The sequence below is a fragment of the Streptomyces griseocarneus genome (assembly GCF_014655595.1).
GTDB classification, from domain to species: Bacteria; Actinomycetota; Actinomycetes; order Streptomycetales; family Streptomycetaceae; genus Streptomyces; species Streptomyces griseocarneus.
In genome coordinates, this window is the sequence record NZ_BNBL01000003.1 from 1 (window position 1) to 7,724 (window position 7,724).

At 70.0% G+C, this 7,724-nt stretch carries 8 protein-coding genes; 2 read left to right on the forward strand and 6 right to left on the reverse strand.

Going from position 1 to position 7,724, the window contains the following annotated elements; genetic code table 11:
* Window positions 1–299: 299 nt before the first annotated feature.
* The 3 genes from IE295_RS08755 to thyX all read right to left on the reverse strand — a co-directional run bounded on the left by IE295_RS08755 (window position 300) and on the right by thyX (window position 3,969).
* The gene (locus IE295_RS08755; RefSeq protein ID WP_190062993.1) at window positions 300–1,985 is read right to left on the reverse strand and encodes a ribonuclease J; all 1,686 of its coding nucleotides are present in this window, start codon (window positions 1,983–1,985) and stop codon (window positions 300–302) included.
* A 135-nt stretch (window positions 1,986–2,120) separates the two neighbouring features.
* The gene (dapA, locus tag IE295_RS08760; protein ID WP_190062994.1) at window positions 2,121–3,020 is read right to left on the reverse strand and encodes a 4-hydroxy-tetrahydrodipicolinate synthase; all 900 of its coding nucleotides are present in this window, start codon (window positions 3,018–3,020) and stop codon (window positions 2,121–2,123) included.
* A gap of 199 nt (window positions 3,021–3,219) precedes the next feature.
* On the reverse strand, window positions 3,220–3,969 hold the full coding sequence (thyX, locus tag IE295_RS08765; RefSeq protein WP_190062995.1) for an FAD-dependent thymidylate synthase: 750 nt from the start codon (window positions 3,967–3,969) through the stop codon (window positions 3,220–3,222).
* A gap of 227 nt (window positions 3,970–4,196) precedes the next feature.
* Between thyX and IE295_RS08770 the strand changes: the two genes are divergently transcribed.
* Together IE295_RS08770 and IE295_RS08775 are read left to right on the forward strand one after the other, a co-directional pair.
* Window positions 4,197–4,439: a hypothetical protein gene (locus tag IE295_RS08770; protein WP_190062996.1), complete on the forward strand. Its 243-nt coding sequence runs from the start codon at window positions 4,197–4,199 to the stop codon at window positions 4,437–4,439.
* A gap of 77 nt (window positions 4,440–4,516) precedes the next feature.
* Window positions 4,517–5,131 (forward strand): SCO5741 family PH domain-containing membrane protein, encoded by a 615-nt coding sequence (locus IE295_RS08775; protein WP_190062997.1) that lies wholly within the window; start codon window positions 4,517–4,519, stop codon window positions 5,129–5,131.
* Window positions 5,132–5,172: 41 nt separating this feature from the next.
* Here the strand turns inward: IE295_RS08775 and IE295_RS08780 are convergent, their stop codons facing one another.
* From IE295_RS08780 to IE295_RS08790, 3 genes are all read right to left on the reverse strand, one after another.
* The gene (locus IE295_RS08780) at window positions 5,173–5,637 is read right to left on the reverse strand and encodes a tetratricopeptide repeat protein (RefSeq protein ID WP_190062998.1); all 465 of its coding nucleotides are present in this window, start codon (window positions 5,635–5,637) and stop codon (window positions 5,173–5,175) included.
* Window positions 5,638–5,642: 5 nt separating this feature from the next.
* A complete protein-coding gene (gene dapB / locus IE295_RS08785) occupies window positions 5,643–6,395 on the reverse strand; it encodes a 4-hydroxy-tetrahydrodipicolinate reductase (protein ID WP_190062999.1) in 753 nt (250 codons plus the stop codon).
* 35 nt (window positions 6,396–6,430) lie between these two features.
* Window positions 6,431–7,724 (reverse strand): M16 family metallopeptidase (locus tag IE295_RS08790; protein WP_190063000.1); only part of this gene is annotated, 1,294 nt, incomplete at its 5' end.

Consider the following 7,724-nt stretch of genomic DNA (forward strand, 5'->3'; position numbering starts at 1 on the left):
CTCTCGGGCTTTCCTCCGGGCGCTTCCCTTCGTTGTTTCCAACCTTACCAGATCCGTTTTCCGTTCCTTACCGCTTCTCAATCGAAGCAGCCGGTTCGGAATTTCATTTCCGGTCCCCGTTGGCGGGGGTTTCCGACTTTATCAGATTTTCTCTGAGTCGGATTTCCATCCGCCTTCCGGATCCGCCCTGCGCACTAGGCGCTTGGCGTTCCCGCTGCGGTGGAGCCGTAAACGTACTGGACGGCCGCGCCCGGATGCAAATCGAGCCGGGGCGGCCGTCCCGTACGGCTGACGCGATGTCAGACCTCAACCACGACCGGGAGGATCATCGGACGACGGCGGTAGCTGTCGGAGACCCACTTGCCCACCGTGCGGCGCACGAGCTGCTGGAGCTGGTGCGGCTCGGCGACGCCGTCGGCGGCGGCCTTGGCGATGGCTTCCTCGATCTTCGGGGAGACGGCGTTGAACGCCGCGTCCTCGATGCCGGAGCCGCGCGCCTGGATCTGCGGGCCGCTGACGACCTTGCCCGTCGTGCTGTCGACGACCACGAAGACGGAGATGATGCCTTCGTCCCCGAGGATGCGGCGGTCCTTGAGGGAGGCCTCGGTGACGTCGCCGACCGAGAGGCCGTCCACGTACACGTAGCCCGCCTGCACCTTGCCGACGATCTTCGCCTTGCCGTCGACCAGGTCCACGACGACGCCGTCCTCGGCGATGACGATGTGGTCCTTGGGGATGCCGGTCAGGGCGCCGAGCTCGGCGTTGGCCCGCAGGTGGCGCCATTCGCCGTGGACCGGCATCAGGTTCTTGGGCTTGCAGATGTTGTAGAAGTACAGCAGCTCGCCCGCCGAGGCGTGGCCCGAGACGTGGACGCGGGCGTTGCCCTTGTGCACGACGTTGGCGCCCCACCGGGTCAGGCCGTTGATCACGCGGTAGACCGCGTTCTCGTTGCCCGGGATGAGGGACGAGGCCAGGATGACCGTGTCGCCCTGGACGATCCGGATCTGGTGGTCGCGGTTGGCCATGCGCGAGAGCGCGGCCATCGGCTCGCCCTGGGAGCCGGTGCAGACCAGCACGACCTCGTCGTCCGGCAGGTCGTCGAGGGTCTTGACGTCCACGACGAGACCGGCGGGCACCCGCAGGTAGCCCAGGTCGCGGGCGATGCCCATGTTGCGGACCATCGAGCGGCCGACGAAGGCGACCCGGCGGCCGTACTCGTGTGCCGCGTCGAGGATCTGCTGGATGCGGTGGACGTGGCTGGCGAAGCTCGCCACGATGATGCGCTTCTGGGCGCCCGCGAAGACCTGGCGCAGCACGCCGGAGATGTCGCGCTCCGGCGGGACGAAGCCGGGGACCTCGGCGTTCGTGGAGTCCACGAGCAGGAGGTCGATGCCCTCCTCGCCGAGCTTGGCGAAGGCGGGCAGGTCGGTCAGGCGACGGTCCAGCGGGAGCTGGTCCATCTTGAAGTCGCCGGTGTGGACGGCCATGCCGGCCGGGGTGCGGATGGCGACGGCCAGGGCGTCCGGGATGGAGTGGTTGACCGCGATGAACTCGCAGTCGAAGGGGCCCAGGCGCTCGCGGTCGCCCTCGACGACCTCGAGGGTGTAGGGGCGGATGCGGTGCTCCTGGAGCTTGGCCTCGATCAGGGCGAGGGTCAGCTTGGAGCCGATCAGGGGGATGTCCGGCTTCTCGCGGAGGAGGTAGGGGACACCACCGATGTGGTCCTCGTGACCGTGCGTGAGCACGATGCCGTCGATGTCGTCGAGCCGGTCACGGATGGACGTGAAGTCCGGCAGGATCAGATCGACTCCGGGCTGCTCCTCCTCGGGGAAGAGCACTCCGCAGTCGACGATCAGCAGGCGGCCGTCGTACTCGAAGACCGTCATGTTGCGGCCGATCTCGCCGAGGCCGCCGAGCGGGGTGACGCGCAGGCCGCCCTTCGGGAGCTTCGGCGGCGAACCGAGTTCAGGGTGCGGGTGGCTCAAAAGACTCTCCTCACCACGCGCGCCACATGCCCCGTGGGCACATGGCGCGCGTGACATTCGTGCACTTGCAGGTGTCGTCGGTATTCAGTTGGGTCGGTATTCAGTTGACCGGTATGCGGTTGTGAAGTCTGGGTGTCAGAGCTGTACCCCGCCGGCGGCGAGATCGCTCTTGAGCTGCTCGGTCTCCTCGTCCGTGAGTCCGATGAGCGGCAGTCGCAGCGGGCCGGCGGGCAGGCCCTGGAGGGCGAGCGCGGCCTTGGTGGTCATGACGCCCTGGGTGCGGAACATGCCGGTGTAGACCGGCAGCAGCCGCCGGTGGATTTCGGCCGCCTTGTCGACGTCGCCGGACCGGTACGCCTCCACGAGCGCGCGGAGCTCGGAGGCGACGACGTGGCCGACGACCGAGACGAAGCCCGCGGCGCCCACGGAGAGCAGCGGCAGGTTGAGCATGTCGTCCCCGGAGTACCAGGCGAGGCCGGTCCGGGCCATGGCCCAGCTCGCGGCGCCGAGGTCGCCCTTGGCGTCCTTGTTGGCGACGATGCGCGGGTGCTCGGCCAGCCGGACCATGGTCTCGGTCTCGAGCTGGACGCCGCTGCGGCCGGGGATGTCGTAGAGCATGACGTCCAGGCCGGTGGCGTCGGCGACGGCGGTGAAGTGCCGGCGCAGGCCCTCCTGCGGGGGCTTGTTGTAGTACGGGGTCACGACGAGGAGGCCGTGGGCGCCCGCCTGCTCGGCGGCGCGGGCGAGCTCGATGCTGTGACGGGTGTCGTTGGTGCCGGCTCCGGCGACGACGTGGGCGCGATCGCCGACCGCCTCCACGACGGCTCGTACGAGCTGGGCTTTCTCCGCATCGCTGGTGGTGGGGGACTCACCGGTGGTGCCGTTGACGACGAGGCCGTCGTTGCCTGCGTCGACCAGGTGTGCGGCGAGGCGCTGCGCGCCGTCGAGGTCGAGGGCGCCGTCGGCGGTGAAGGGCGTGACCATGGCGGTCAGGACCCGCCCGAAGGGCGTCTGCGGTGTGGAGGTCGGAGCCATGGGGGCCACGCTACTCGTTGCTCACCGTGAGGTGCTCCCTCGGGGGAGTGCGAAAAGGGATCCCGGCACTGCCTGCTCGGGGGTTCAAGCAGTGCCGGGTCCGTTTTTTCAGCCTAGATGAAGGTATTGAAATGCCGCAATACGGACACCGTGCCCACTGCTCCGGTAGCAGCGTGTCACGGGGTCTTCGCGCGCCGGGTCAGGGCGCGACGCGACCGTTCTTGTTGAAGGCGGCGTAGGTGAGCGGCATGAGCTTGGCCCACTCCGCCTCCATCTTCTCGCCGACCATCTCGATCTCCCGCTGCGGGAAGGAGGGGACGGCCGCGAGCTCGTGCTGGGTGCGCAGGCCCAGGAAGTGCATCAGCGAGCGGGCGTTGCACGTGGCGTACATCGAGGAGAACAGGCCGACGGGAAGGACCGAGCGGGCGACCTCACGGGCGACGCCGGCGGCCAGCATCTCCTGGTAGGCCTCGTACGCCCGGCGGTAGCTGTCCTCCATCACACGGCCGGTGAGCTCGTGCTGGGCCTCGGTGCCCTCGACGAAGACGTACTTGCCCGGGCGGCCCTCCTGGACCAGCTTGCGGGACTCCCCCGGCACGTAGAAGACGGGCTCGAGCTCCCGGTAGCGACCGGATTCCTCGTTGTAGGACCAGCCGACGCGGTGCCGCATGAACTCGCGGAAGACGAAGATCGGGGCGCTGATGAAGAAGGTCATCGAGTTGTGCTCGAAGGGGCTGCCGTGGCGGTCGCGCATCAGGTAGTTGATGAGCCCCTTGGACCGCTCGGGGTCCTTGGTGATCTCCTCCAGGGACTGCTCGCCGGCGGTGGAGACGCGGGCCGCCCACAGCACGTCGCTGTCCGCCGCGCTGTGCTTGACCAGCTCGACGGTCACGTCGCTGCGAAACGTCGGCTTCGCGTCCTTGGCGTCCTCGGTGGGGGTGTCGGTCACCGGCGGGGTCCTTCCAGATTGCTGTGCTTGGCCGCCGCCAAGCCTAAGGGCCGCCACTGACACTCGGACCGCGCCGGGCCCGGGACCGGGTGCGACCCCCACCACGGGAAGGGGGTTGCGCGCCAGTTGATATTTTTCACAGAAGTTACGGAAAACGGGCACCCGGCAGGGAGTTCGAACGTCCTTATATGTGACAGTCCACCTCAAGGTTCCTAGGAGAGCCCTTCATGTTCCGCCGGCGAGAGCCAGTGCCGTTCGCCTTCGTCGCCGAGGCCGAGCGTTACCGCAGCAACGTCACGCCGCCGCCCCGAGAACGCGTCGACCGCTCGCAGATCGTGGGTCGGGTCCTCGTGGGGCTGACGGTCACGGCGGGGCTCGTCGGATCGCTGCTGTTCGGCATGCCGGCCCTCTCGACGAACCCGCACGACACACACCGGGCCCAGCAGTCCGAAGCCAACGCGGGCCGCTGATCCACAGCCCCTGACCAGCGGGTACCCTCACCCCGCACAGCCATTCGAGCGTGCATGTGTGTGAGTGAGGAACCGTCGTGCCCCTGCCCTTTCTGACAGCCGAACGCGACGACGATCTCGCGACAGCGAAAGCTCCAGCGACCGCCGCGCCACTGCCCCGCGAAGACCCGGCCCCGGACCCGTACACCGATCTGTACGAGGACCGGCGGCGCCGGCGGCGTCCTTACCGCCCGGGTCCGCTGCGGGTGGGTGGCGCGGCGCTGCTGCTTCTGCTCGCGTCGCAGGTGCTCGTCGCCGCCGTGATCATCGGCCTCGCCGGAGCGCTGCCCGGCGCGGGCATCTGCCTCGCCGTCGCCTCGCTGCTCGTCGCCCTCGCGTGGCGGTCGGTCCGTTCGGGCGTCTGGGTGGACGAGAACGGGCTGCGCCAGGTCGGACTGCTGTCCGGCACCTCGCTGCCGTGGTCCGCCGTCGGATCCGTACGGATCGTCCAGCAGCCCGTCCGCAGGATGGGCGTGCTCGGCAGGGTCCAGGGCCAGGCACTGGTCGTCCACCGCGCCGACGGCCGGCCGCTGCCCGTTCTGGTCACCGATCACGGCGCCGACTTCCTCGGCCGCCCGCAGGCCTTCGCCGCGGCGGCCGACGCCACCGAGGAGTGGGTGGCCGAGCTCAGGGCCGCGGCCGCCCGGGGCTGAGGCGCGAGGGCCTGTCCGGCGGACAGGCCCTGGGACACGCCCTAGGTCGCGTCCGCGGTCCGCACCGGCTTCCCGTCGTGCAGGGCGATCGCCCGCTGCATCGCCTTGCGCGCGCGAGGGGTGTCGCGGGCGTCGTGGTAGGCGACCGCCAGCCGGAACCACGAGCGCCAGTCACCCGGCGCCCGCTCCGTCTCGGCACGGCGCTTGGCGAACACCGCGTCCGCCGAGTCGCGGTCGATGCGGCCGCCGGGGGTCCGTACGAGCTCGTCGACGGGCAGCCCGCCCTCGGCCTCCAGCTCCCGCGCCAGCCGGTTGGCGTCGCGCGCGAACTTGGTGGTGTGGTACAGGAACCAGGCCCCGATGAACGGCAGCACCAGCACCGCCGCGCCGAAGACGACGGTGACCACGGTGCCCTGCTGGATGAGCATGACGCCGCGGCTGCCGACCAGGACGAAGTAGACGGCCAGGACGGCGGCCAGGGCGAAATAGACGATCTTCGCGCGCACAGTGATCAGCCCAGATCCAGGAAGTGTTCCAGGCCGAACGTCAGGCCCGGGGTGGTCACCACGCGGCGCGCGCCGAGCAGGATGCCCGGCATGAAGCAGCTGTGGTGCAGCGAGTCGTGCCGGATGGTGAGCGTCTCGCCGGTGTCGCCGAGCAGCACCTCCTGGTGGGCGAGCAGCCCGCGCAGCCGTACGGAGTGCACGGGCACCCCGTCGACGTCCGCGCCGCGCGCGCCCTCCAGGGCCGTGGTCGTGGCGTCCGGCTGCGGCGCGCAGCCCGCCTCGCGCCGCGCCGCCGCGATGAGCTGCGCGGTGCGGGTGGCGGTGCCGGAGGGGGCGTCCGCCTTGTTCGGGTGGTGCAGCTCGACGACCTCGACGGACTCGAAGAAGCGGGCCGCCTGCTGGGCGAAGGCCATCGTCAGGACGGCGCCGATGGAGAAGTTCGGGGCGATGAGCACGCCGGTGGAGGGCGAGGCCTCCAGCCAGGAGTTCAGCTTCGCCAGGCGGTCCTCAGTCCAGCCGGTCGTACCGACGACACCGTGGATGCCGTTGCGGACGCAGAACTCGAGGTTGTCCATCACCGAGTCCGGGTGCGTCAGCTCGACCGCGACCTGGGCACCCGCCTCGGTGAGGGCCTCGAGGCCGTCGCCCCGGCCCAGCGCGGCCACCAGCTCCATGTCCTCGGCGGCCTCCACGGCCCGTACGGCCTCGGAGCCGATCCGGCCCTTGGCACCGATGACGGCGACGCGCAGCTTGCTCATCGTCCCTGCTTCCTTCGAACCATCGACTCAGCGATTTAAGAAACGGCCTCGTGCAGGCGTGCGGCCTGCTTGTCCTTCAGCGGGCCGATGACGGACAGCGAAGGACGCTGCCCCAGTACATCGCGGGCCACCTCGCGGATCTCGTCCGGGGTCACGGCGGCGATGCGCGTCAGCATGTCGTCGACCGACATCTGGTCGCCCCAGCACAGCTCGCTCTTGCCGATGCGGTTCATCAGCGCGCCCGTGTCCTCGAGACCGAGGACGGTGGAGCCGGAGAGCTGGCCGATGGCACGGCCGATCTCCTCGTCCGACAGGCCGTCCGCGGCCACCCGGTCCAGCTCGTCGCGGCAGATCCGCAGCACGTCGTGGACCTGGCTGGGGCGGCAGCCGGCGTAGACGCCGAAGAGACCGCAGTCGGCGTATCCGGAGGTGTAGGAGTAGACGGAGTAGGCCAGTCCGCGCTTCTCCCGGACCTCCTGGAACAGCCGCGAGCTCATGCCGCCGCCGAGGGCGGTGTTGAGCACGCCGAGCGCCCAGCGGCGCTCGTCGGTGCGGGCCAGGCCCGGCATGCCGAGGACGACGTGCGCCTGCTCGGTCTTGCGGCCGAGCAGCTCGACGCGGCCGGCGGTGCGGATCGTCTTGGCGCCGGAGCGCGGGGCGACGGGCACCGCGTCCGTACGGCCCAGGGCGCCGGCCTTCTCAAAGGCGGCACGGACCTGGCGGACGACCTTGGCGTGGTCGACGTTGCCCGCGGCGGCCACGACCAGGTGGGTGGGGTCGTAGTGCTTCTTGTAGAAGCGGGCGATCTGGTCGCGGGTGAGGGCGTTGATCGTGTCGACCGTGCCCAGGACCGGGCGGCCGAGCGGGGTGTCGCCCAGCATGGTGTGCGCGAAGAGGTCGTGCACGCAGTCGCCGGGGTCGTCCTCGGTCATCGCGATCTCTTCGAGGATCACGCCGCGCTCGGCGTCGACGTCGGAGGCCTCGATGAGCGAGCCGGTGAGCATGTCGCACACGACGTCGATGGCCAGCGGCAGGTCCGTGTCGAGCACGCGCGCGTAGTAGCACGTGTACTCCTTGGCCGTGAAGGCGTTCATCTCGCCGCCGACCGCGTCGATGGCGGCCGAGATGTCGAGCGCGCTGCGCTTGGCCGTGCCCTTGAAGAGCAGGTGCTCCAGGTAGTGGGTGGCGCCGTTGAGCGTCGGGGTCTCGTCGCGGGAGCCGACGTTGGCCCAGATGCCGAAGGTCGCGGAGCGCACGGACGGCAGGGTCTCGGTGACGATGCGCAGACCGCCCGGGAGGGTGGTGCGGCGGACCGTGCCGATGCCGTTC

Coding starts and splice junctions, on each gene's coding strand:
- IE295_RS08770 (WP_190062996.1), top strand. CDS start 4,197: ATGTTCCGCCGGCGAGAGCCAGTGCCGTTCGCCTTCGTCGCCGAGGCC.
- dapA (WP_190062994.1), bottom strand. CDS start 3,020: ATGGCTCCGACCTCCACACCGCAGACGCCCTTCGGGCGGGTCCTGACC.
- dapB (WP_190062999.1), bottom strand. CDS start 6,395: ATGAGCAAGCTGCGCGTCGCCGTCATCGGTGCCAAGGGCCGGATCGGC.